15 protein-coding genes are annotated in these 24,718 nt (G+C 40.6%); 9 read left to right on the forward strand and 6 right to left on the reverse strand.

Annotation, left to right across the window (positions count from 1 at the left end):
• The first annotated feature begins 6 nt into the window (after window positions 1-6).
• The 3 genes from E4S40_RS08755 to menD are packed head-to-tail and all read left to right on the forward strand — an operon-like array spanning window position 7 to window position 3,319.
• Window positions 7-429 carry a hotdog fold thioesterase gene (locus tag E4S40_RS08755; protein WP_135073144.1) on the forward strand — a complete coding sequence of 141 codons (423 nt, stop codon included), beginning with the start codon at window positions 7-9 and terminating at the stop codon, window positions 427-429.
• A complete protein-coding gene (locus E4S40_RS08760; protein ID WP_135073146.1) occupies window positions 426-1,634 on the forward strand; it encodes a chorismate-binding protein in 1,209 nt (402 codons plus the stop codon). Before E4S40_RS08755 ends, E4S40_RS08760 begins: the two co-directional genes overlap by 4 nt.
• Window positions 1,631-3,319 carry a 2-succinyl-5-enolpyruvyl-6-hydroxy-3-cyclohexene-1-carboxylic-acid synthase gene (gene menD / locus E4S40_RS08765; protein ID WP_135073148.1) on the forward strand — a complete coding sequence of 563 codons (1,689 nt, stop codon included), beginning with the start codon at window positions 1,631-1,633 and terminating at the stop codon, window positions 3,317-3,319. The genes E4S40_RS08760 and menD overlap by 4 nt, the downstream gene beginning before the upstream one ends.
• Window positions 3,320-3,439: 120 nt before the next feature.
• Here menD and E4S40_RS08770 read toward each other — a convergent pair whose 3' ends face one another.
• Complete coding sequence (locus E4S40_RS08770; protein ID WP_135073150.1) at window positions 3,440-5,002, reverse strand: sugar porter family MFS transporter; 1,563 nt, start codon at window positions 5,000-5,002, stop codon at window positions 3,440-3,442.
• Between the two features lie 330 nt (window positions 5,003-5,332).
• Between E4S40_RS08770 and E4S40_RS08775 the strand changes: the two genes are divergently transcribed.
• Entirely contained in the window at window positions 5,333-8,215 is a 2,883-nt protein-coding gene (locus E4S40_RS08775; RefSeq protein ID WP_135073152.1) for a ligand-binding sensor domain-containing protein, read from the forward strand.
• On the opposite strand, the gene E4S40_RS08780 is transcribed toward E4S40_RS08775, so the two are convergent.
• Window positions 8,204-9,004, reverse strand: a complete 801-nt coding sequence (locus tag E4S40_RS08780) for a helix-turn-helix domain-containing protein (protein ID WP_161971787.1) — start codon at window positions 9,002-9,004, stop codon at window positions 8,204-8,206. The two genes, E4S40_RS08775 and E4S40_RS08780, sit on opposite strands and share 12 nt — an antisense overlap.
• A gap of 156 nt (window positions 9,005-9,160) precedes the next feature.
• Window positions 9,161-10,027, reverse strand: a complete 867-nt coding sequence (locus E4S40_RS08785; protein ID WP_135073156.1) for a LysR family transcriptional regulator — start codon at window positions 10,025-10,027, stop codon at window positions 9,161-9,163.
• Between the two features lie 143 nt (window positions 10,028-10,170).
• Between E4S40_RS08785 and hutH the strand changes: the two genes are divergently transcribed.
• From hutH to hutG, 4 genes are read left to right on the forward strand one after another with little or no spacing between them, the layout of a single operon-like run.
• Entirely contained in the window at window positions 10,171-11,736 is a 1,566-nt protein-coding gene (gene hutH, locus E4S40_RS08790) for a histidine ammonia-lyase (protein WP_135073158.1), read from the forward strand.
• A gap of 13 nt (window positions 11,737-11,749) precedes the next feature.
• Window positions 11,750-13,006, forward strand: coding sequence for an imidazolonepropionase (gene hutI, locus E4S40_RS08795; protein WP_135073160.1), 1,257 nt, complete (start codon window positions 11,750-11,752; stop codon window positions 13,004-13,006).
• A gap of 34 nt (window positions 13,007-13,040) precedes the next feature.
• Window positions 13,041-15,047: a urocanate hydratase gene (locus E4S40_RS08800; protein ID WP_135073162.1), complete on the forward strand. Its 2,007-nt coding sequence runs from the start codon at window positions 13,041-13,043 to the stop codon at window positions 15,045-15,047.
• A 1-nt stretch (window position 15,048) separates the two neighbouring features.
• Entirely contained in the window at window positions 15,049-16,008 is a 960-nt protein-coding gene (gene hutG / locus E4S40_RS08805; RefSeq protein ID WP_135073164.1) for a formimidoylglutamase, read from the forward strand.
• A gap of 41 nt (window positions 16,009-16,049) precedes the next feature.
• Here hutG and E4S40_RS08810 read toward each other — a convergent pair whose 3' ends face one another.
• The gene (locus tag E4S40_RS08810; RefSeq protein ID WP_135073166.1) at window positions 16,050-18,995 is read right to left on the reverse strand and encodes an FAD-binding and (Fe-S)-binding domain-containing protein; all 2,946 of its coding nucleotides are present in this window, start codon (window positions 18,993-18,995) and stop codon (window positions 16,050-16,052) included.
• A 129-nt stretch (window positions 18,996-19,124) separates the two neighbouring features.
• Here E4S40_RS08810 and E4S40_RS08815 point away from each other — a divergent pair, with 129 nt between their 5' ends.
• Entirely contained in the window at window positions 19,125-19,895 is a 771-nt protein-coding gene (locus tag E4S40_RS08815) for a YdcF family protein (RefSeq protein ID WP_135073168.1), read from the forward strand.
• Window positions 19,896-19,904: 9 nt separating this feature from the next.
• Here the strand turns inward: E4S40_RS08815 and E4S40_RS08820 are convergent, their stop codons facing one another.
• Window positions 19,905-23,765 (reverse strand): AAA domain-containing protein, encoded by a 3,861-nt coding sequence (locus tag E4S40_RS08820; protein WP_135073170.1) that lies wholly within the window; start codon window positions 23,763-23,765, stop codon window positions 19,905-19,907.
• A complete protein-coding gene (locus E4S40_RS08825; RefSeq protein WP_135073172.1) occupies window positions 23,766-24,578 on the reverse strand; it encodes an SDR family oxidoreductase in 813 nt (270 codons plus the stop codon).
• Window positions 24,579-24,718 lie beyond the last annotated feature (140 nt).

The following is a 24,718-nucleotide window of genomic DNA, read 5'->3' on the forward strand; positions in this document are numbered from 1 at the left end:
ATATTCATGATTTTTCAATCAAAGCCTTCCCTAGAACAATTAAACAAAAGCAGCGAGGGAACAATGGTCAGTCATCTTGGAATTAAATTTACTGATATCGGAGACGATTCCTTGACGGCTACTATGCCAGTGGATGACAGAACCAAACAACCCATGGGCTTGTTACACGGGGGAGCAAATGTAGTACTTGCGGAGACTTTGGGAAGTGTTGCGGCTTCTTTGACAATTGATCCAACAAAACAAACCTGTGTAGGGTTGGAGATTAATGCCAACCACCTAAAATCAGTGCGCTCAGGTTTGGTCAAAGGAGTAGTCTCACCTGTCCATGCAGGAAGAAGTACTCAAGTTTGGGAAATTAAAATTTATAACGAAAATGAATCCCTCTGCTGTGTCAGCAGAATAACGATGGCGATTTTGGATAAAAAATGATCGAATCACTAGAAGCCAAATCACTTTCACAATATGAGACCTTGCAGCGAATTCTCTCTGCAGGCTTCCAGTTTGGGGGTTCATTTGCCCTTTGGCGGAAACCGCATTCCTCTGAGTTGGAATTGACCTTTGATGACCAAAAAGAGGTCAGAAGAGTTGACTTAAACCTAGAGGAATCGAAAGCTGGATTTATCATCCACCCTTTTGAAGATCAGGAAGATCAAAAAGCCTTTTTCATAGAAGCTAAGGAATATTTCAAAATTCCTTTGGAGCAAAAAGACGAGCCTATCCAACTTCCGGATTGGATGCATCAATTCAGTCAAACTTTGGACAAAAAGGAAATTGTTCAAGCATTTAATCTGGAAAATCCACAAACAAGTTCATCAGAACATGACGGAACATCCAAGTCAAATTTCCTGGACTTAGTCGAAAAAAGCATTTCTGCTATCCAAGAAGGTTATTTGGAAAAGGTGGTACCAGCACGAACCAAAATTCTTCCTATTCCGGAGGATTTTGATCTAGCCAAAAGCCTATTAAGCCTTCTCAAGTCTTACCCTAACTCATTTGTGAATTTCTTCCATCTTCCAGGCATCGGAACTTGGATGGGTGCCAGTCCAGAAATTTTGATTGAAACGAAGGAGGATTGGTTTTATACCATGTCCTTAGCCGGAACTCAGGCCGCGAAGGGTGAAAATCCTTTGAAAGCAGCCGCTTGGACCCAAAAAGAAATCGAGGAGCAGGCATTAGTAAGCCGCTATATTGTGGACTGCTTTAAGAAAATTCGACTGCGGGAATACGAGGAGCATGGTCCAAAAACTGTCTTGGCAGGAAATCTTCTACACCTACGTTCGGATTTTCGGGTGAATATGAAGGAAACTAATTTTCCACAGCTTGGATCTGTAATGCTCCAGCTGCTTCACCCAACTTCCGCAGTATGCGGTATGCCAAGAAAGGAAGCCCACGATTTCCTCAAAAATTATGAAGGCTTTGATAGGAAGTTTTTTGCAGGGTTTATTGGTCCGGTAAACATCGAGAAGAAAACATCCATTTTTGTTAATCTGCGTACCGCCTCTTTTTCAGATCAGTTTATCACTCTCTATGCAGGGGCAGGAGTTACAGAAGATTCCGACCCAGAAAAGGAATGGGAAGAAACTGAGCTGAAATGCAATATTATCGGTAAGTTTATTCAAAAGCCACAACTGTGAGCATTCAAGCAATCGTTGATTTAGTTGCCATTTGTGCAAAAAAGGGTGTCAAAAATGCCATTTTATCACCTGGCTCCCGTTGTGCCCCATTGACCATCGCCTTTGCAAGGCATCCGGAAATTACAACTCGAACAATTTCAGATGAACGCTCAGCGGCATTTGTTGCCTTGGGAATGGCTCAACAGTTGGAGGAACCCGTTGTATTGGTTTGTACCTCAGGTTCGGCAGCATTGAATTATTTTCCGGCAATCGCTGAAGCTTATTTTCAGGAGGCACCTCTTCTAATTCTAACAGCAGACAGACCGCCGGAGTGGATAGACCAATGGGATGGTCAGACGATTTTCCAGCCAGAGGTATATGGCAAACATGTTAAAAAGTTTTTCCAATTCCCGGACAGTTTCGAGACAAATGACCAATTGTGGTACGCACATCGCATCGTCAATGAGGCAATTAATCTCTCCAAGAGTGGTCCTCAAGGACCTATACATATCAATATTCCCCTACGCGAACCTTTTTATCCGAAGAAAGGCGAGGGATTAATTCCATCTTCCGAATTACATGTATTTGATCAAGAAAGAGGGATAAAACAACTTTCTGAAAATTCACTTCAAAGGCTTCAAAAGAGTCTGACTGATTTCAGTAGAATCTTAATCGTTCCCGGCCAACAAAAACCAAATCCATCTTATCAATTTGCATTGGAACAACTGATTCAGAAGAAAAATACCGTAGTTGTTTCGGATTGCATTTCAAACCTTCAGGTGGAAGGAAGCATTACTTTCCATGATCATTGGTTAGGAAATTCAAGCATAAATGAAAAGCTCAAACCAGATCTGGTAATCACTTTTGGGAAATCATTGATTTCAAAGTCTCTGAAACTATTTCTTCGAAATCAGCAGGTATCTCATTGGCATATCCAAGCTCACGAAGGAGTCAAGGACACATTTCAGCACTTGAATAAAATATTGGATTGTGAGCCAGCTTATTTCTTGAATTGGTTGGTGGAAAATCTACCCTCTCAAAATAAAGACTACTTGGAAAGCTGGCAGAATTTTGAGAAGAAAGTTCAAGAAAAGCTACCAACAACATTGGAATCTACAGACTTTGGAGAATATCCTGTTTTACATAAAATTCTTCCCTTAATTCCTACTTCGTCAAAAATTCACCTTGCCAATTCCATGGCAGTGAGGTATGTAAATTTTTTAGGCAAGCGAAGTCAAGAAATCATCTGCAACAGAGGTACGAGTGGGATAGATGGAACTAATAGCACGGCAGTTGGTTGCGCCCTGACCACTTCTGAATTTGTCACGATTATAACCGGGGATTTGGCATTCTTTTATGATAGAAATGCTTTTTGGAATAATTACGAAACGCCAAATCTTAGAATTATCCTTCTAAACAATCATGCAGGCGGTATTTTCAGATTAATCGAAGGTCCAAAAGAACAGCCAGAGCTTGAAGAATATTTTGAAACTCATCAGGCTCTGACTGCTAAGTTTTTGGCAGAGGAACATGAGTTTCAGTATTCCTTTGCCAAAAGCTTTCCTGAATTGGAACGAGCATTAAAAGACTTTTATGAGCCAAGTAGCAAACCAAAAATTCTGGAAATCGAAACCGAAAGTTCCAAAAATGCCGAAATCCTAAAATCTGTAAAGGCAGAGATTTTGAATTATCTGAAAAACCAATAATCTCTATTCTTTTTGAGAATATTGAGTAATTCTTTTCTTTGGGCTGAATTGATCTTAGGGAAATCAATCCAAACTACTTTGCTTTTCATTGATTAAGGCATTCCTTATATCCTACTTGAATTATTTTTTAATCAAAATTGCCTCAAGTTCTTCCAAAGACTTGTTTTTGGTTTCGGGCACCATCCATATCACAAAGAAGAATCCTACCGCTGCAAAGAGTCCATAGATCATGAAGGTGTTGCTTATCCCCATTGTATCCAATTGCCAAGGGAAAAACTGCTGAACCAAATAACTGATCAATGAATTGATAAAGCCCACAAAGGAAATAGCCGCTCCTTTGATTTTGATTGGGAAAAGTTCAGAAAACAACACCCACATCACAGGACCTATTGAAATGGCAAAAGAGGCTACAAAACCTAATATCCCTACAAGGATCAGTGTTGGATTCATTTGTATAGCTGCCGTGATCAAATTCGATTCAAAGGTCAGGGCATCTTTTTCTCCCAAGCTTTCTCTAATCGCTTCCTTGAAACTTACATCGTCATCGAATACATTTCCGATCATTGGCACCAAGCTTTCTTGATTAATCTCTTGAGGAAGGTTTTTCACAGAATCGGCAGTAAGTTGATAGGTCGCATCGCCAAAGCCATAAGCCAATAATCCCATACAAACAGCGATCCCTGCGAGGCCGAACAATAACAAAGGTTTCCTCCCTAATCTATCAATGAACAAAATGGCCAATACCGTAAATACCAAATTGGTCAGACCAACCAGAATTGCTTGAATAAAGGAAGCATCTGTCCCGATTCCCGATTGCTCAAAAATCATAGGAGCATAAAAAAAGACAGAATTGATTCCGGTGATTTGCTGAAGGATTGCGACCACTACCCCGATAATCAGCACCAATCGATAGGCAGGTTTGAAAAATTCGGTCAGTTTGACCTTTTCCTTATCCTTTTCCTCATGAATGCTTCGAATCGCATCGTTGATTTGTTTTTGAGAATCTTCCAAATCAGTGAATTGATTCATTATCAACAAAGCTTGATCGGTCTGACCTTTCATTACCAACCAACGCGGACTTTTGGGGACAAAAAATAATCCTATATAAAACAAGACGGCAGGTAAAAATTCTAGCCCTAGCATCCATCTCCAGTTCCACTTTTCAAAACCCAAAGCTAAAGCCCAATCAGATTGAGAATCTCCTAATTGCAAAATCAGATAATTGGTGAAAAATGCGACAGAGATACCGATCACAATATTCAATTGATTGAAGGAAACCAACCTTCCTCTCATGGCAGGCGGGGCGATTTCAGCAATATACATAGGAGCCAAAATCAAGGATGCTCCCACACCGAAGCCTCCTATCATACGTGCAATCACTAAAGTCAAAAAATCCGGAGCTATGGCAGAACCAAACGCACTTACCGCATACAGAATAGCGGCTAACTGTAGAACTTTTCGCCTACCATAGCGATCACTCAAAGGCCCGGATACGATCATAGCTAAAGTAGCTGTCAAAGTAAGGGAGGCCACAGACCATCCCAATTCCAACTTAGTCAAGTCAAATTCTGTCTCAATAAACTTGACTACTCCTGAGATAACGGAGGCATCAAAGCCCATTAGAAATCCACCAAGGGCTACGATTAGAGAAATTCTAACCGTGTAGGATTGCCTGTTTGTCATAGTATTTTGGGTTAGGCATTTAGGTCTAATTTATACATCCCGATTTCACCGAGAGAATTCTATTTTAATTTTAACTAGACGATTTTTAATAATCCATTCTTAGAAAGATACAATTCATAATGCATCTATTCTTAAAACTATCAAAACATCTAGCTACAGAAAACTACATCAAGTACTCCGAAACAATTTCACAAAAAATTATCAGAAAAATAAAAAATGGCCTCCATGAGCAAATAGACCTCCCTTCTATTTCAAAAAAACACTGCTTATAATTATAGGACCCACATCAAGCTGATTATATTTAATACCTGAACCCAATTTGATTGATCTATGAGACAATGGCTCATCAGTTTTCTATTTTTTGTTTATAGCTGGCAAGTTGTAGCGCAAGCCCCCGGACTCCCATTTTCAAAATTCTACTCCACCATTGAATATCAAGGTGGGATTCAAAATTTTGCTTTCACCCAAAGCACCTCCGGTTTAATTTATGTCGCCAACAATTTTGGACTTTTGGAATATGATGGATCGGAATGGAGACGCTATTCCTTACCGAATAGTACTAAAATTCGAGACGTAGCTATAGATGAAACTGGCAACATTTATGTGTCCGGCCAAGCAGAATTTGGATTTTTTAAGCCTGATCAAAAGGGATATCTCACCTACCATTCCTTGTCTCAAAAACTTCCCGAAACAAGCAAAAACCTAGAAGAGATATGGAAAATCTATTTTATAAGAGACCTCGTAATCTTCTGTACTTTTGATGAACTATTTCTTTTTGATAAAAATCAGGAACTTGTTTCAATTATCGATCGAGAGGAGGATTTTGAAAGTTTCCACCTCGCAAATAACAATCTCTATGTAAACCAAAAAGAAAACGGGTTGCTCTTTTTAGAAAATCAGGATCTCCTTTCTCTAAAGAGTGGGGATTTCTTTGCTGATAAGCTTTTGGCGGGATTTATTTCTCTTTCAAATAACAGTCACCTAGCCTTTTCCCGCAATCAAGGCATTTTCGAAATCGCAGGAAACGAAATAAGACCTTGGCTGGCCAAACTTCCTCAAGGAGTTCAAATCAATGAAGCCAAGCTTCTAAAAAATGGAAATATCGCGATTGGTACACAGCGACACGGACTATTTATTTTTAATCAAAACGGGGAGAATTTATTAGAAATGAATAAGGAAAATGGGTTGAGGAACAATTCCATTTTATCCCTATTTGAAGACATTTCGGGAAATCTCTGGATCGGGCACAATAATGGAATCACCCTTCTAGAACTTAGCCTTCCTTTCCGCCTTATAGATCAATTTTCAGGACTTCCGGGAACAGGATATGATGCATTCTTGAAAGATCAGAAAATATATTATGGAACGAATTATGGTCTTTTTGTAGAAGAATTTGATCCAAATACCACCAACGAAATCACGCCTTTAGAAGGAGGAACGGGCCAAGTTTACCAAATCACCCAAATTCAAAATAAGCTTCTTTCCGCTCAAAATGATGGGGCATTCTTAATCGAAAACGGAAAGGCAAGCTTCATAGGAGGCCCCACTGGAATCTGGAATTTCCAGCCTCTAAAAGATCATCCAGAACTCATCATCAGTGGAAGTTATAGCGGCATTTTACTTTTTGAAATCAAAAATAATTCGGTTCGGTTTCTCCGAAAACTGAAAGGTTTTGATGAATCCTCTCGCTTAATCGAACAGGATAGCAATGGAGACATTTGGATGGCTCATGGATATAAGGGCATTTATCGATTAAAACTGAATGAGTCTTTGGACTCTGTCAGTTACCAATACTATGGAAATGAATCTGGGTTACCCACTACACTTTTGAATTCGGTTTGGAAGCTAAATAATGAACTAGTCTTTTCCACCGAATATGGATTGTATCGCTATAATCAGGATCAAGATAAATTCGAAAAGGATCCCAATTTTGAACGGTATTTTGAGCCAGATTTTCTAGCTACAAGCATAATCGAAGATCCTTTGGGAAATATTTTCTACTTAGGAGAAAAAGAAGTAGGTGTGTTGGAAAAGCAAATCAATGGGACCTACACCAAAAACTATCAAATATTCAATAAGATCAAACCTTTCCTAAATGATGATCTTCAGAAAATATCTCTCATCCGAGCTAACGAAGTGTTATTTGCTGCTAATGAGGGATTTATATGGTACAAACTAGATAAAAACTTTAATCCTTCTATCTCCTACCCGACTTTGATCCGGTCTGTTTACGTGACCGGTGCTTCAGATTCTTTGATTTCTCAGGGAAATTATTTTAGAATCGATACTATTGAAAACCCCCAAACAAGGGAAGATTTTCCAGTTATACCGTATCAACATGCTAATTTGAGATTCGAAGCCAGCAATCCCATTCCAAACAATGAAAACACCACCCAATTTCAGTTTTGGCTGGAAGGACTGGAAGATGGGTATGGAGAATGGACTACTAAGAGAGATAAGGCCTACACCAATTTAAGAGAGGGTAATTACACCTTCCATGTGCGAAGCAAAAATATTTATGGGGAGATTTCTGAAGAAGATCGCTATTCCTTCAAAGTTCTTCCACCTTGGTACAGAAGCACAATCGCCTACTTGCTTTACACGATTCTTGGTATTCTCCTTTTATACTTACTTGTCAAGTATCTCGATAAGCGGATGAAAAAAGAAGCCGCTCAAATCAAAGCTGCTCAGACGAAGGTCATTCAGCAAAAAGAAAAGGACCTCAAAACATCAAAACAGGAAATTGAGCGCCTCAAAACAGAAAAGCTCAAATCAGAAATTCAAAGCAAAAACAAGGAGCTTGCTTCTGCTACCATGCATTTGATCAATAAGAATGGGTTTATCGTTCAGACCAAATCTCATTTGAACACCATCATCAAAAAGAGCAAAAACCAAGAGGTCAAAAACGAAATCAATAAGATCATTCAAAGCATAGAAAAAAATATTGCCGGTGATAAGGATTGGGAACAGTTTGAAATGCACTTCGATGAAGTTCATGGTGACTTCATGAGTAGATTCAAAACGGCATATCCTGATTTGAGTCCTCAAGAGATCAAGCTGAGCGCCTATCTAAGGATGAATCTTTCTTCGAAGGAAATCGCCAATTTGATGAATATTACTATTCGAGGGGTGGAAATTGCTCGATATAGATTGCGTAAAAAAATCCAATTGGAACGCTCAGAAAATCTTCAGGAATTCATCTTAAAATTCTGATGCCGAAGAAGAAGATTCGGGGGTATCCTTACCCCCGATTTTTGTAATCAAATAAATCATCAATCCGATCTGCCCAATTTCTGCTAAAGTCAGAGGAATCAAACTCAAAAAAGCTGCAATACCAGTGAACATGAGCATTCCGCCAATTATGGTAAGAACTCCAACGATTAATGGAATGGTAGAAAAACGATTTTTAAAAGCCGTAAATGCCATCCCTAATAAGACATAAAAAAGACCGAAAGAGCTCAATTTGACCATATAATAGTCTCCTAGACTTAACAAATCTGTCTGCAAAGCAATAATATCTGCTAAAAACCACACGATATTGGCAGCTATCATCACCCAAGCACCAATCTTTAGGAAAGAGTTTGAAAAAAACTGAGCGAGCTTTAGCCAGGCCAGCATAAAAAGGATGTGACCCAGATAAGTGAAAACTTTTATCATTGAAAAAGCATTTCTACTGATTTCCTCTTTGCCCCCGATAAATTCCAATTCAAATCCAATTTCAAAAATGGATGAGAAGAAATAAACCAATCCGGCAGCAATTCCTAAATAGATGAAAGAATGGCTTTTAAACCTTTTTTCATCCCCTAATTCTAATTCAGTTCCTTGAAAACCCAAAGCCTCGAACAAGGCCTTAACCGTGTAAGACCTTGGCGTAACTTCACCTGCTTCGATTCTTTGAATGGTTCGGACATTTAGATTACACTTTTCGACCAACTCTTCTTGGGTCATTCCTTTGGCCTTTCTCATCTCAGAGATTTTTTTGCCTAATTCTGGTTGTTTCATTTTGTAATAGTTTTTTGATTTAACCATGGCAATTTCTCAGATATGAATTTGCAAAAGGGCGAAATTGAGGCGGAATTAACCCGACATTTACCCGACATTCTTTGATTTGAGCTAAAATAAGGGAATAATACACCGGTTTGAAATTTTTCCAAACAATCAAATCAAGGCTAGCACTTTTCTCAAAGCTGGATTTCTATTGGTTGGTTTCCAAATTACAGATAGCTCTGTGAATTGAGGAATCCCGGGAATCTCCATGAATCGAACATTCAAATTATATCCCTCTTTGAGGGAGGTTGGTATAATCGCCACTCCCAATCCATTTTCTACCAATCGAAAAATTGTCAAGGCATGAACGGATTTATGTTTGACCCGAGGATTAAAACCAGCTTCCCGGAAAATCCCCATGATTTGTTCATAATAGTGATTCGAATAATCTGAAGAAAAAAGTATAAATGATTCTTCCGCAAACTGACTTAAAGAATCAAATTTATCAGGATGAATCGGATGCTCCGAAGGAACTACCAAGGAAAAACTATCCCTGAAAACCGCCTTCATCTGCAAATCCTGAGGAACTGTCGCTAATCGAACGAAGCCCAAATCCAACTTGTCCTTCTGAATCATTTCCACTTGGACTTGATTGCTCAATTCCTCCAAACTGGTGGAAATCAATGATTGCTCAGCATTCAACCGACTCAGAATATCAGGGATCACTCGATTAGAGGCAGATCCCAAAAATCCAATTCGTAATTCTCCGATTTTCCCCTGCGAAATCTCCTGAAGTTGATGTTTTACATTTTCAAGATGGTTGAGCACAAAGGCAACTTCTTCCTTCAAGTAGTTCCCTGCAGCAGTACATGCCACATGTTTTTTATCCCGCTCAAAAAGTTGTACTCCCAATTCTTGCTCTAATTGCTTGATCTGACGACTTAGGCCCGGTTGGGAAATAAAGAGGCGCTCAGCTGCTTTTCGATAGTTCAATTCCTCTGCCACAGCTTGGAAATAGTGTAAATGTCGAAGTTCCATTGATAACTACAGATTATTAATTATTGATAAAAATAGTATCAAAAAGCATCAATGTAAAACTCTATCTTTGATGAGGACTGAGGATCAATCCAAATCCTTGAAAATCAACAAAATAGAAAAAGTATTTCCTTCCATATACACTGATGAATACATTTTATTACGGCCAAGATCATTTAACTGCATCCATCGCTTTAAAACTAGCCAGAAAAGAAATACGGGGTGATTTTAGCCCTGAAACAATAGAAAAGGTTAAAAATTCTTCAGAGGCAGTAGCTAAAATTGCTCAAGGAGATAAAGCGGTTTATGGAATCAATACTGGCTTTGGTCCGCTATGTACTAGCATCATTTCTCCTGAGCAAACCACTACCTTGCAAGAAAACTTGCTAAAAAGTCATGCAGTAGGCGTAGGTGATCCAATTGATCAGGAAATCAGTAAGTTGATGATGGTTTTAAAAATCCATGCATTAGCTCAGGGATTTTCTGGAGTTCGATTAGAAACTTTGGAGCGGATTCATTGGATGCTCGAACATGAAATCATCCCTCTCGTTCCCAGCCAAGGATCCGTAGGTGCCTCAGGAGATTTGGCTCCACTCTCCCATTTATTTCTCCCTTTAATCGGACATGGAAAAGTTTATTTTGAAGGAAAAATACATGCTACTGAGAAAGTACTTCGCCAATTCAATAAGACTGCTTTAGCATTGGGGCCCAAGGAAGGATTGGCCTTGATTAACGGAACCCAATTTATGGCAGCCCATGGTGTTCGAATTGTAGAAAAGTTTCATAACCTTCTGAATAATGCATCCCTTACCGGGGCCTTGATGATTGAAGGATTGATGGGCTCTGCCAAACCTTTCTCCTCCGATCTCCATAAGCTACGACCATTTGCAGGAAACCAGCACGTTGCACAAACTATAGCCAATTTATTGGTCGGTTCTGAAATCGTAGTTTCTCATTTAAACTGCACTCGAGTTCAAGACCCTTATTCCCTTCGATGCATTCCTCAAGTACATGGTGCTAGTTGGAATGCTTGGCTGCACTTGAAGGAAACCCTCGAAATTGAAATCAATTCTGTGACTGATAACCCTGTCGTTTTCACAGAGGATCACACGATTTCTGGAGGTAATTTCCACGGACAGCCCATTGCATTAACATTTGACTATGCCTGTTTAGCCATTTCTGAAATCGGAAATATTTCAGACCGTCGAATTTATCTATCCATCGAAGGCGATACCCCGGGTGTACCGAAATTATTGCTTAAAGAAACTGGCCTAAATTCAGGGTTGATGATACCTCAGTACACCACCGCAGCTTTGGCATCAGAAAATAAAAGCCTCTGTTTTCCAGCTTCAGCAGACTCTATCCCCACTTCTTTGGGACAAGAAGATCATGTCAGTATGGGGAGTATTGGAGGAAGGAAGGCACTGCGGGTATTAGAAAATGTAGAGAAAATCCTGGGAATCGAGCTTTTTTATGCTGTTCAGGCGATGGATTTTCATCAACCTTTAAAATCAGGGCCAATTCTTCAAAAAATTTATGAATTTGTAAGATCACGCATCCAACCTATCACAGAGGATAGAATCATGTCTGAAGATATGGAGGAAGCAATTCAACTAATTCAAAATGGTGAGTTGGTCAAGCTTGCTAATAGCCTGGCAAAAGAAAAAAACCTTCCTTACCAGACGCCTTGGACAGAAAAATTTGATTTTTAATTAAAGCTGAGCCATGAAAAACCAACAATTAATCGGACCGATTTCTCAATTAATCACCTTAAATAACCTGCCGTTAAAAGGAGCTATTTCTGATGAACAATTGGAAATAATACCTCATGCAGGAATATGGATTAAGGATGATCAAATCCTGGAAGTTGGAAGTTATGAGAGCCTTCGAAAGAAAGTTGATTGGAATGAAACCGCCAGAAAATACATTGAGGGAAATTATGTAGCTCTTCCGGGATTGGTCGATTGCCATACCCACATCTGTTTTGGAGGAAGCAGGGCGAAGGATTTTGCTATGCGAAATGAAGGAAAAAGCTATTTGGAAATCGCAGAATCGGGAGGCGGAATTTGGGATACCGTAAAAGAAACAAGAGCCTTATCGGCAAACGATTTGGCAAAAGTCACTCAATCTAGGGCAGAGCGACATCTTGCGGAGGGAGTTACCACCATTGAGGTAAAAAGTGGCTATGGACTTTCTATTTCGGAGGAAATAAAAATGCTCAGTGCCATCCAAAAAGCCAACAATCGAATAGCTGCAGACTTGATTCCAACTTGTTTGGCCGCCCACACTCTTCCGAAAGACTGGGAAGGCAGCAAAGAGGAATACATCAAAGAAATTACAGAAAAACTTCTACCTCTTCTACAGAAACAAATGCTTTGTAAGCGGGTGGATGCCTTTGTGGAAAAATCTGCTTTTTCACCGGAGGAGGTAATCCCCTATTTCCAAAAAGCTAAGGAATTGGGATTCGATATTACAGTTCATGCCGATCAATTTTCCGTTGGGGGCTCAGCACTTGCTGTAAAACTAGGAGCAATTTCAGCGGACCATTTGGAAGCTTCGGGAGAAAAAGAAATTGAATTATTGGCCAAATCAAATACAATTTCAGTTGCTTTACCAGGCGCGAGTCTGGGTTTGGGATGTGGCTTCACCCCTGCCAGAAAAATCTTGGATCGGGGAGGAAGCTTAGCCATTGCTTCAGACTGGAATCCGGGTTCGGCTCCGATGGGAGATTTATTAACTCAGGCAAGCATATTGGCAACTTTTGAAAAGCTCGGCACTGCAGAAGTTTTCGCGGGTATCACCTTCCGTGCGGCGGCGGCTTTAGGATTGCAGGATCGAGGAAGATTAGCTGCAGGCCAACTTGCTGATTTTGTGTTATTCCCCACCTCTGATTATCGAGAAATTCTTTACCAACAAGGAAAATTGAAACCGGAAATGGTCTGGAAATCAGGTAAAAAAGTAACTGGAAAATCGAAAGACTAAATCGCCAGCACTCTAGTCAAATAACAAAACGAGCATGACTTTTCAAGACCAAATCATACAAGGAATACCATCAACTCTTCCACCAAAAAAGGGACGGAATCCAAACCTTTCTCATGCCCCTAAGAGAAAAGATATTTTATCTGCTGAGGAGAAAAAACTGGCAATAATTAACGCCTTACGATATTTCCCTGCTAAATGGCATGAAGAATTGGCAAGGGAATTCGTAGACGAATTGCATGCGTATGGTCGGATCTATATGTATCGATTTATACCGGATTACTCGATGTATGCTCGCCCAATTCAAGAGTATCCGGCAAAATCCAAACAGGCAGCAGCGATTATGCTAATGATCCAAAATAACTTGGATCCAGCCGTGGCCCAACACCCTGAAGAATTAATCACCTATGGTGGGAATGGGGCTGTATTTCAAAACTGGGCTCAGTATCTAATTACAATGAAGTATTTGTCTGAAATGACTGAGGAACAAACGCTCCATATGTATTCGGGCCATCCCATGGGGCTTTTCCCATCGTCTCCTATTGCGCCAAGAGTGATTGTCACCAATGGCATGATGATTCCTAACTATTCAAAACCTGATGATTGGGAGCGATTCAATGCCCTTGGAGTCACCCAATATGGACAAATGACTGCTGGTTCCTATATGTATATTGGCCCTCAAGGCATTGTTCATGGGACTACGATTACGGTCATGAATGCCTTTCGGAAAAAATTGAATCCAGGAGAAAGTCCTAAAGGAAAAATTTTTCTGACAGCTGGATTGGGTGGGATGAGTGGAGCTCAGCCAAAGGCCGGGAATATTGCAGATTGCATCACCGTCTGCGCAGAAGTCAACCCATCTGCCGCATTGAAAAGACATCAACAAGGATGGGTAGACGAATTGATTGAAGATTTAAACGGCCTAGTCAACCGAGTTAAGGAAGCAAAATCCAAGGAGGAAGTTGTTTCTATAGCCTACTTGGGAAATATAGTGGATGTTTGGGAGCGATTTGATGAGGAGGGGATTTTTGTAGAATTGGGTTCGGACCAGACTTCATTACACAATCCATGGGCTGGAGGATATTACCCTGTAGGTCTTTCCTTTGATGAATCCAATCAGATGATGGCTGAAAACCCAGAGCAGTTTAAACAAGCTGTTCAGGAATCCCTTCGCCGTCATGCTGCTGCTATCAATCGCCATACAGCAAAGGGAACCTATTTCTTCGATTACGGAAATGCCTTTCTATTAGAAGCTTCTCGAGCTGGGGCAGATGTAATGGCAGAAAATGGAATCGATTTCCGCTACCCAAGCTACGTGCAGGATATTTTGGGGCCTATGTGTTTTGATTTTGGTTTTGGTCCTTTTCGCTGGGTATGTACTTCAGGAAAACCGGAAGATCTAAGAAAAACAGATCAAATCGCTGCAAATGTCCTACGGAAAATCAAATCCCATTCCCCTTCCTCGATCCAACAGCAGATGCAAGACAATATTACTTGGATTGAAGAGGCAGAGAAAAACCAATTGGTGGTAGGGTCTCAAGCAAGAATTCTCTACGCCGATGCAGAGGGAAGAATAAAAATTGCGAAAGCTTTTAACAAAGCAATTGCCTCAGGAGAAATCTCAGCCCCTATTGTTTTGGGACGAGATCATCACGATGTAAGTGGCACAGATTCTCCTTATCGGGAGACAAGCAATATTTATGATGGAAGCAGATTTACTGCTGATATGGCCATCCAAAATGTGATTGGAGATAGTTTCAGAGGCGCTACATGGGTTTCTATTCACAATGGTGGTGGAGTTGGCTGGGGTGAAGTGATCAATGGAGGTTTTGGAATGGTACTAGACGGTACTTCAGAAGCACAAAAGCGTTTGGAATTAATGCTTTTCTATGACGTAAACAATGGAATCGCACGAAGGGCATGGGCAAGAAATTCAGGATCTCTGGAGGCAATCCAGCGGGAAATGGAGCGAAGCCCTGGATTAAAAGTTACGCTTCCAAATTTGGTAGAACAGCAGGTTATCGATCAAATTTCTAATTTGTAGCATGAATCCACTTCACCAAAATCCCGACCCTCAACATTGGTTGGGGAGAAAATCAGAAGAAAAGGAGTATTGGTATCAATGGCTTGATTTTCAATCGGATTTGAAGTTTCGAAATGAGCCGAGAAAAAAGATCGGGATTCTAGGATATCCCGGTGAAGTGGGAGTTCGAAGAAATCAAGGAAGACCTGGGACAAAAGATGCACCGGATTTAATCCGAAAATTCTGGGGTAGCTCAGCTTTTCACCTTCAAAAGGAAGTTCCGGCCATTGATTATGGAAACATCCTGACCCTCAATAACGACTTGGAATTAACCCACGAAAAAATCACCGAATCAGTTCATTCTTTATTGCTAAGCCAGCATTTCCCGGTTCTCCTAGGGGGTGGACATGATCTAGCCTATGCGCATGGAAAAGGCATTTTCGGATACTTAATTCCAAAAGGTGAAAAATTGGGCATCATCAATCTCGATGCACATTTTGACCTTAGACCTTTGGCACAGGGAAAGGGACATTCAGGCTCTCCCTTTTTCCAATTGGCTCAGGAATATCCTCAAAACTTTCATTACTTGGCTTGGGGAATTCAGGAAGCCGCTAATCCGAAATCACTTTTTGAGACTGCCAAATCAGTCCATGCTAAATTTTTCACCATGGAAGAAATTCAATCCAAAAGCTGGGAGTTCATTGAGGAGCAATTAGTCGCTTTTATGGATTCAGTCAATAAGATTTACTTAACCATAGATTTGGATGGATTTTCTTCAGCATTTGCACCGGGAGTATCTGCACCTGCTCCTATGGGATTTAGCCCAGAACTGGCTTTTAAAGTCATTGATCTAATCGCAAAAAGCAAAAAACTGATTTCCATGGATGTAGTGGAACTCAATCCAAGATTTGATCAAGACAATGCCACTGCAAGACTCGCTGCTCGTTGCATAGAATTTGTCCTCCGAAAAAACTTCGGTTAACCCTCTATTCTTCTTGATACTAGGTACTAAATACTTCAATCTTATTTAATCAACGCTTCCCAAAGTATCTCTACCGGATGCATGGCCTTTCGTCCCGTTCCGTCTGCTATTTGATGTCGACAGGAAGTCCCAGGCGCGGAAATCAACGTATCTTTTTTAGCATTTCTTACAGCAGGAAATAGCACCAATTCCCCCACTTGTTGAGAGACTTCGAAGTGTTCTTTTTCATATCCAAAAGAACCCGCCATTCCACAGCAGCCACTTGGAATGGTTTCCACTGAATAATTGACTGGTAGAGAAAGTATTTTTTGCGTCCAAGTCAGTGAAGAAAGTGCCTTTTGATGACAATGTCCATGCAATTTGATTTGCTGGGCTTGGGTGGTAAAGGACTCAGCCTTAATATTTCCAGCAGCCACTTCTTTTCCCAAAAACTCATCGATTAATTGTACATGGAATTTTAATTTCTTAGCTGCAGGAACTAGATCCGGACTAACGATTCGTGGATATTCATCCCGAAAACTCAAAATAGCGGACGGCTCCAAACCTATCAACGGCGTATTACCATCAATCAATTTTTCGAAGATCTTAACATTAGCTTCTGCATGCTTTTTAGCTTTCGGCAAAAGACCCTTAGAAAGTGCAGAACGGCCACTTTCCTCATGGTCAACCATCTTGACCTCATAGCCCAACTTTTTAAAAAGCGAAATCGCTTTGATCCCTATTTGAGTGTCGTTGTGATTGGTGAATTCATCTACAAAAAAGTAAACCGACTTGATGATTTTTGCTGACCCAGCCAGAGAAGCATAATGCTTTTTATACCATTTTCTCAAGCTGATCGGGCTGATTTCCGGAAGATTTCGGCTAGGAGCTACATTCAAAACAGACTTCATCAAACCACCTGTCACCGAGTTTTTCAGAAAGAAATTGGCGATTCCAGGCATTTTAGAGCCTAGTTCATTCAATTCATTGATGTAAGCAAATGCTTTTGAGCGAAGGGGAACTCCATGGGTTTTTTGGTATTGGTATAGGAATTCGGCTTTCATACTTGCCATGTCCACATTGGAAGGACATTCGGCCGTGCATCCTTTGCAACTCAAACACAAATCCAAAGCCTCTTTGATCTCAGGATGGTCAAAAGCATTTTCTTTTTTATCCAAAGTCAGGAATTCACGAAGCGTATTTGCCCTGCCTCGAACTGTGTCCTTTTCATTTCGGGTAGCCATGTAAGAAGGACACATGGTTCCTCCAGAACCCGGTAATTTCCTACAATCTCCGGATCCATTGCATTTTTCAGCCATTCGGAGGATTCCACCCACACTAGAAAAATCTATCAGCGTCTTTTGCTCAGGCGTTTTCATACCAGGCTCATAACGCAGGAATTTGTTCATCGGAGCTGCATCTACGATTTTTCCTGGGTTGAAAATATTTTTCGGATCCCAGGTGTACTTGATTCGGCGGAAAAGCTCGTAATTCTTTTCTCCCACCATCAAAGGAATAAAAGCCGCCCGTACTCGCCCGTCTCCATGTTCTCCGGAAAGGGAACCTTGATACTTTTTAACCAGTTTGGCAGAGGCAAGTGAGATATTGTAAAAGTCCTCTACGTCCTCGATTTTTTTCAAATCTAAAATGGGTCGAAGGTGGATTTCCCCTGCTCCCGCATGCGCATAATGAACCGGCTTTTGATTAAAGCCCTCCATCATTTCATCGACTTCGGCTATGTAATCTGCCAAGTCCTCAATATCCACTGCAGTATCCTCAATACAGGCCACGGCTTTGGCATCACCGGGAATATTTGCCAATAACCCCAAACCCGCTGATCGAAGTGCCCAAGCCGAGGAGGTTTTATCTGGACCGATGATAGGGTACGCATATCCAAAGCCGGATTTTTTTAAATCAGCAATCAATGCCTCCCCTTTTGCCATCGCTTCCTCTATGGTTTTTCCTCGAAACTCAATCATTAAAATAGCCTCAGGATCTCCCTCTACGAAATAGCGGTTTTTGGAATATTCAATGCTTTCCTTCGTGCAATCGAGAATGATTTTATCCATCAATTCCACGGCTGTAGCCGGGTGCTTCATGGCAACCTGAGAGGATTTCATACTTTCATGAATCGTCTCAAAATGAGCAGCCACTACAATATCGATTGGATCTGGAAGCGGGTCCAAACTAATTTTGATTTCAGTTGTGAAAGCCAAAGTTCCTTCTGAACCCGCTAATAGCTTACAGAAGTTGAACTTCTCATTTCCTTCAAAAAATTCTGCTTTCAACAGTTCATCCACCGCATAGCCTGTATTACGCCTATGGATGGACTTTTTGGGGAATTGAGCATGGATTTCCTCCCTGATTTCAGGGTTGTTGAGTTCGTCAAAAATCTGACGATATATCTTTCCTTCGAGGTCTTTTTGCCCACATTTTCGGTCAAAATCGTCTTGGGTAATTTCTCCAAAGACGACCTTTTTACCATCGCTGAGGATGGTATTCAAAGAGATCACCTTATCTCGAGTCACGCCATAGACAATAGAAGTGGTCCCTGAAGAATTATTCCCCACCATTCCTCCGATCATCGCCCTATTGGCCGTAGAGGTAATCGGGCTAAAAAAGAGACCATGAGGCTTGAGAAAGCGATTCAACTCATCCCGAACAACCCCAGGCTGTACTCGAACCCATCTTTCTTCTTTATTGAATTCCAGAATCTGAGTGAAATGCTTAGAGACATCGACGACAATGCCGTTCCCCACGCATTGGCCAGCTAGCGAAGTGCCCGCTGTGCGGGGAATCAGGGAAGTACCGTGCTCAGTGGCAAATTGAATGAGCTTTTGGATATCCGACTCAGACTTCGGAAAAGCGACTGCTAAAGGCATCTCCCGATAAACAGAGGCATCGGTGGCATAAAGCGTTTTAGTGAGTCGGTCAAAATGCAAACTGCCCTCCAATTGAGCGGCAAGTTTTTCCAATAAAGGCAATAGGTTAGGCTGGTCTGAAAGCATGGGATAAAAATAGCTTTATGACTAGAATAAAGAAACGGAGTGAATAGAAATAAAAGGTTTATCTATTTATAAAAAGCCAGTTTGAAAATTAAGTCCATCTGGCTTTTCTTTGTCCAAAAGCTAAAACCCATGTTCTTCTACCTCTCCCAGTTTTTAAGTTTTTTGGCTATGCCACTGACCATCGTGCTGATTTTGATACTTGGTGGTGTAATCTTTATCCGAAGAAAATGGGGCAAAAAGATGCTTTGGACGGGAATTGTTTTGTTGCTCTTTTTCACCAACCCTTTCCTTTCCAATTTGGCTTTATTGGCTTGGGAACCTGATTTCAAGTCTTTTGAAGAAATAGAAAACCATGAAATAGGCATTGTTCTCACCGGAGTCACCAACATGAGCAAAACAGCTTATGATCGGACTTTTTTCAACAAAGGTGCTGACCGCATTACCCATGCGCTCCAGCTCTATCGCATGGGAAAAATCAAAAAAATACTTATAACTGGCGGACAGGGACTCAATCCTGTAAATTCTCAGACGGAAGCTGAATTACTCAAACGATTTTTAATGATGACAGGAATGCCGGAATCCGATATTCTAATTGAAGATCAAGCGAAAAATACTGCTCAAAACGCTCAGTTTTCAAAGGAATTTTTAGAGCAAAAGGGATTCGATACCAATCAGAAATTTCTATTGATTACATCAGCTTTCCACATGTACCGAGCGAAGGGCTGTTTTGATAAAGTCAGTCTGAATACTGAAACATTTCCCGTGGATTATTATTCTCATGATGTCAAATACGACATCCCTTCCTTGCTATTTCCCGATCCTTTTTCATTGGAATATTGGACCAAATTGTTCAAAGAATGGATTGGGATAGTGGTTTATAAGTTGGTTGGCTACATGTAATTGAGACAATCAGAACCTTCGACTCCAGATCCACTCCCATTTCCAGCCTTTTTGCTCCAACAAGATTGGATGATAAGCCATGGCCGCCTTTGCCGTAGGCGCATCAAAAAATCGCTGATCATCTGTCAAAACAGCCTTTTGATTTCCCTGCTCATCAGTCCAAATTAAATCCATGACTGCTGAAGGTATTTTTCGGGAATAATGAGAATCTTCCATTTCAAGCCTGGATTTCAAACTCCAGTCGATTTCAAAACCTTTTGCAAAAATTTCAGGAGTAGGAATATCTGGATCCGTACTTTGTGTTTTTATCCAATGCAAGAATTCACGCAATAAAATCAAACCGGGATTTTTCAATTGGTTAGGTCTAAAGTCTTCAGGTTCAATCGAACTGATCACATGAAGCATTTTTCTTGAACGGGTGATAGCTACATTCAAGCGATTTTCAGCTCCGGATTTACCCAACAATCCAAAATTGGTTACGAGTTTTCCTTCTCGATTCGGCGCATATCCCAAAGACAAAATCACCTGATCAAACTCATCCCCTTGTACATTTTCAATATTCCTGATTTTGATTCCTTCACCTTGAATTCCTGCACCCCAAAGAGTCTCACGAATCAATTCCATTTGGAAATAATTCCCTGTCACGACCCCAATGCTATCATTAGGCTTTTCTGATTTTATTTTTTTCACTCGCTCCAAAACTGCATCCGCCTCCATTCTATTCACCTGATTCTCCCAAATCCCCTCCACTTTTTCCCAAGAAAATGGAGTTTTTCCAGCCTTGACTGTCACATAATCCGGTAAGGTTTCCAACCGATTTCCATAAAAATGAGAATTGGAAAAATAAATTAATCCTGGGTCTGCTGATCGATAATGTCCCCGTAGATTGAGATTTTCAAAGAAATGAGAAGCCAATTCCAATAATGATTCCGCCTCATATTCCAATCCTTCTTCATCTCCTTCCCATTTAATCTGATAAAAATCTGACGGACGAAGCTGCTTGGAATCGCCGGCAATCACCACTTGCTTCCCTCTCAGCATGGCCGGAAGTCCTCGCTCAACCAGACATTGGGAAGCCTCATCGAAAATCACCAAATCCACTACCTGCTCATCAGGAAAAACGGCAGAAATGGTTTCAGGACTTCCTAGCCAACAGGGCATCACTCTAAAAACCTCTTCCCCCAATTCTTCAATCAGTTTTCGAATTGGCCATCTTTGTCGCTTCTTAGAAACCTGATGATGTAATTCCCGGTAGGTAATTCGATTACCCAATCGGTTATATTCCAGATGTTCGCAGACTTGTTCCCGAACTTTCAACAAAGCCAGATGCTGTGAATTTTGACGTTTTTTGATCAAGGATTCTTTTAGCTCGTGCATTTCTTGAACCAAGGTCAAAGAACCTAATTGTGCTAATTCAGGATATTTTACTTCTAATAATCCAATCCAAGCAAGTCGCCAACTATTCCAAAAAACTTGAAGTTGGCTTTCCAGACTACTATCCGAAAAATCATTGTAAAGCTGACACCCTAATTCCTTGAATTCCCAATTTTCCAAAAACTGATCAAAGGCCTTTAATTCCGAAAATACCTTTGGCCAGTTCAGTTGATTTTCTGGAAAAACGGAGACTAATCCATGGTAAATTATCTCTTGCACTTGTTCCAGACTGAGCCAAGTTTTCCAAGAAACAATCTGAGAATGAATGGACTGATTGAGGTTTTCTAGAGAATTCAAATTCCCTGAAAATTCAGCAAAACTCATCGAAGACCAATTCGCCCAATTGTGAATAGCTTTTAATTCAGTCCAAGCATGAATCCAGTTCGCCAACTTTTCTACTTGCTCCAAATCCTTGGAAAAATCCCCAGAAGGCTCGAAAAAAGGACTTTCAGGTAAATCCAGAATCGACTTTTGAATTTCGATTCTTGACTGACATTCCTGTTGAATTTCTTCTAAAACTCCAGTCTGAAATTTCATTCCCTCTTGATTCAAAATTTGGGAAAGATGCGGAAAATCATTTTTTGAAAAGTGAATCTTTAATTTGCCCCAAAGGCTTTGACTTTGAGGTAAAGCTTTGTCTAATTCTTTTTGGAGAATTTCAAGGTTTTCGGTCAAAGGAAACTTCCAAGATTCTGATGCCTCCTTTGCCTTTAGGAGAACTGACCGAATATCGAGTAAAACTTCCTTTTGCTTGAGATCAAAAATCAACTTGAAGCTATGCTCCTTGTTGGGTAAATTTTGGAAAGTATTTAAAAGCTCCTGAAACTTTTTTTCAAAATCATTATTCTTCCATTGAATCGAAATCAATTCAAAAACTGGCTTCCCTTTAAAAATCTCTGGAATTCTCAATCGAAATTGATCCAAGGCTTGAAGTGATTCGGCGATTAGAGAAAAATCTGAAGGCTGCACTTGAGAAAAAGAGACCCTTTTTCCCCAGAAGCTCTTTTTATACTTTTCTTGGTATTGCTCATAAACCTTAAAATCCTGCTCAAATTTACCTGCCTGCTCAGCATTCATTTGAGTTAGGCTTTGATGCGAAAAATGCGATTCTTGAACGCTTGCATCGAGGTACAATGCCTTGACGGGAATTCCTGCTTCCTCATCGCTGAAAAGAGCTTTTCTCAAGTCTTCAAACTTCTCAGACAACCTCGAAATAGTCTTAGAAAGTTGTAAAAGCTCCCGCTCCAATTGGATTGAATCTATTCCTCGATTTTGATTTTGGTATTCCTCGATGGATTCAATTTGAGTTCGGATTTTTTCAAAAAGGGATTTTTGGTCAGCTTTAAAATCATGAACAAGAGCCAAAAAAGGTCCAAAACCCATTTTCGCAAGCCGCTCATAAACCACGTCCAAGGCTGCTCGCTTTTGAGATACAACCAGAACCTTTTTCCCTCGAGCAATATAATCCGAAACCAGATTGGCGATCAACTGTGATTTACCTGTTCCCGGAGGACCTTGAACCACCAAACTTTTTCCTTGACGGACTTTGGTCAAAGCCAATTCCTGAGAGGCATCCAATGGAAAAACAGGAAAAAGATTCTCCTCACGGATTTCAGGTTCTTGTTGATCAGTTGAAAAAAGGTCCTGAAATAGATGCTCTAAAGTTGCACTTGGAAATTGGTTTTGGAGCTTTTCATAATCAGAAAAAAGGAAGCTTCCTTTTTGAGCAAATTGACCCAAAACCGCGTAGGGTTTCAAGCTGATTTTCCCTTCTGAAAACTGTTGCTGATCTAGAGATAGTTGGGAATTTGGAAAAGGAATCAGTCGGTCTTCCAATAAATTTGACTGAACTTGAATTGCTAGGTTTTCTGGAATGAGGCGGGCAAGAGCGGTTCGAAACTCCAAAGAGTCATTGGATAGGCTTTCCAGCAAATCATCAGATAAAGATTCGGAGAGGTCCTGCTTGGTTGCCTGTCTCCAAGCAAGAAAAAAAGCTGGATTCCATTGCCAATTCCCTTGAATCTGAAGTTTCCATTGGCCTTTGTCTTTTTTTAGTTGAATTGATTTGAGCAGCAAAGGAGCTCTCACCACTTGCCCGTTTATCAATTTGCCCTCTGCAAAAAGCCAAGCTATGTAAAGGCTTTGCTCTCCCGTCTCTTCTTGGGTCATTTGATCCCGAAAAGCTAATCTTGACAATGATTTTGAAAGCTGGTTTACTTCCCCTAATCGAGGATCATATTCGGGTAAGATTGGAATTTCCTTTTTCCCCTGAATCAGTTTTCTAATAATTTCAAAGGAGGATTCTCCATTCAAAAAATCGAGACTCATTAAATCGATCATTCCAGCTCCTTCCAGCTTAGGCAAATACAAGGACCTATTTTTGGTAGACAGGTCTGTCAGCCTATGGAGATAAGTCTGGAATATCGATTCTGGCATTTATTTAAATGGCGAGTCTTTTTCTTTTGCCATCTGATTATAGACAATTCCGTCGAGAATTCCCGGCATCCATTTATTCAAAAACACCGCTAATTTTCCCTGAGAAGTCAAAACAATATCTCTCTTTCGTTTTACGGTAGCTTTCAAAATATGCTCCGCTACCTCCTCAGAAGTCATCATCTTTGATTCATCTCGTGGAGACTCCCCTTGAGAGGTCCCATCGGCAGTCAAAGCCGTATTACGAATATTGGAGGCTGTAAATCCAGGAGCAACAACCAAGACATGAACTCCCTTTTTCATCACCTCTGTGCGAAGAGCTTCAAAAAATCCATTCATGGCGTATTTACTTGCCGTGTAGGCTGTTCGGGCAGGAGTTCCTCGATAACCGTTGATGGAAGAAACGCCGATAATTGATCCTTTCGATTCCAAAATCGCTGGAAGGCAAAACTTAGTCGCATAGACTGTTCCCCAAAAATTTGTATCCATCACCTTTCGGAAAACTTCCAAATCCAAATCCTGAAACAAAGCGCGCATAGATATCCCTGCATTATTGATGAGAATATCAATCCTTCCGTAATGCTTTAATGTGTCTTCTGCCATTCGCTGATTATCGGCTTCAGAAGAAGCATCAGCAAGGATAGGTAGCACCTCAAAGCCTTTAGCTTTAAGATTCTCGGCTGTTTTCTCGAGTTTATTTGAATTTCTTCCTGTGATAGCCAATTTGGCTCCTTCCCTTCCAAAAACCTCTGCACAGGCTTCACCGATTCCGGATGTGGCACCGGTAATGATTACAACTTTGTCTTTGAATTTCATGGATAAAATTTGTTGGGTAAAGATAGGGATTAGGAAGGAAAGGATGAATCTGAATCAAATCGCCCTTCCGGGACTCAAATTTTTTATTTATAACCAAATCCTACAATCAGAACGCGCCACAGGCGCTTTTTTAGATTTAA

The organism is Algoriphagus kandeliae (assembly GCF_004571135.1).
Taxonomy (GTDB): Bacteria; Bacteroidota; Bacteroidia; order Cytophagales; family Cyclobacteriaceae; genus Algoriphagus; species Algoriphagus kandeliae.

Bases quoted from the DNA above. Each gene is read 5' to 3' on its own strand.
- E4S40_RS08755 (WP_135073144.1), top strand. From the start codon at position 7: ATGATTTTTCAATCAAAGCCTTCCCTAGAACAATTAAACAAAAGCAGC.
- E4S40_RS08760 (WP_135073146.1), top strand. From the start codon at position 426: ATGATCGAATCACTAGAAGCCAAATCACTTTCACAATATGAGACCTTG.
- E4S40_RS08770 (WP_135073150.1), bottom strand. From the start codon at position 5,002: ATGACAAACAGGCAATCCTACACGGTTAGAATTTCTCTAATCGTAGCC.
- E4S40_RS08775 (WP_135073152.1), top strand. From the start codon at position 5,333: ATGAGACAATGGCTCATCAGTTTTCTATTTTTTGTTTATAGCTGGCAA.
- E4S40_RS08780 (WP_161971787.1), bottom strand. From the start codon at position 9,004: ATGAAACAACCAGAATTAGGCAAAAAAATCTCTGAGATGAGAAAGGCC.
- E4S40_RS08785 (WP_135073156.1), bottom strand. From the start codon at position 10,027: ATGGAACTTCGACATTTACACTATTTCCAAGCTGTGGCAGAGGAATTG.
- hutH (WP_135073158.1), top strand. From the start codon at position 10,171: ATGAATACATTTTATTACGGCCAAGATCATTTAACTGCATCCATCGCT.
- hutI (WP_135073160.1), top strand. From the start codon at position 11,750: ATGAAAAACCAACAATTAATCGGACCGATTTCTCAATTAATCACCTTA.
- E4S40_RS08800 (WP_135073162.1), top strand. From the start codon at position 13,041: ATGACTTTTCAAGACCAAATCATACAAGGAATACCATCAACTCTTCCA.
- hutG (WP_135073164.1), top strand. From the start codon at position 15,049: ATGAATCCACTTCACCAAAATCCCGACCCTCAACATTGGTTGGGGAGA.
- E4S40_RS08810 (WP_135073166.1), bottom strand. From the start codon at position 18,995: ATGCTTTCAGACCAGCCTAACCTATTGCCTTTATTGGAAAAACTTGCC.
- E4S40_RS08815 (WP_135073168.1), top strand. From the start codon at position 19,125: ATGTTCTTCTACCTCTCCCAGTTTTTAAGTTTTTTGGCTATGCCACTG.
- E4S40_RS08820 (WP_135073170.1), bottom strand. From the start codon at position 23,765: ATGCCAGAATCGATATTCCAGACTTATCTCCATAGGCTGACAGACCTG.
- E4S40_RS08825 (WP_135073172.1), bottom strand. From the start codon at position 24,578: ATGAAATTCAAAGACAAAGTTGTAATCATTACCGGTGCCACATCCGGA.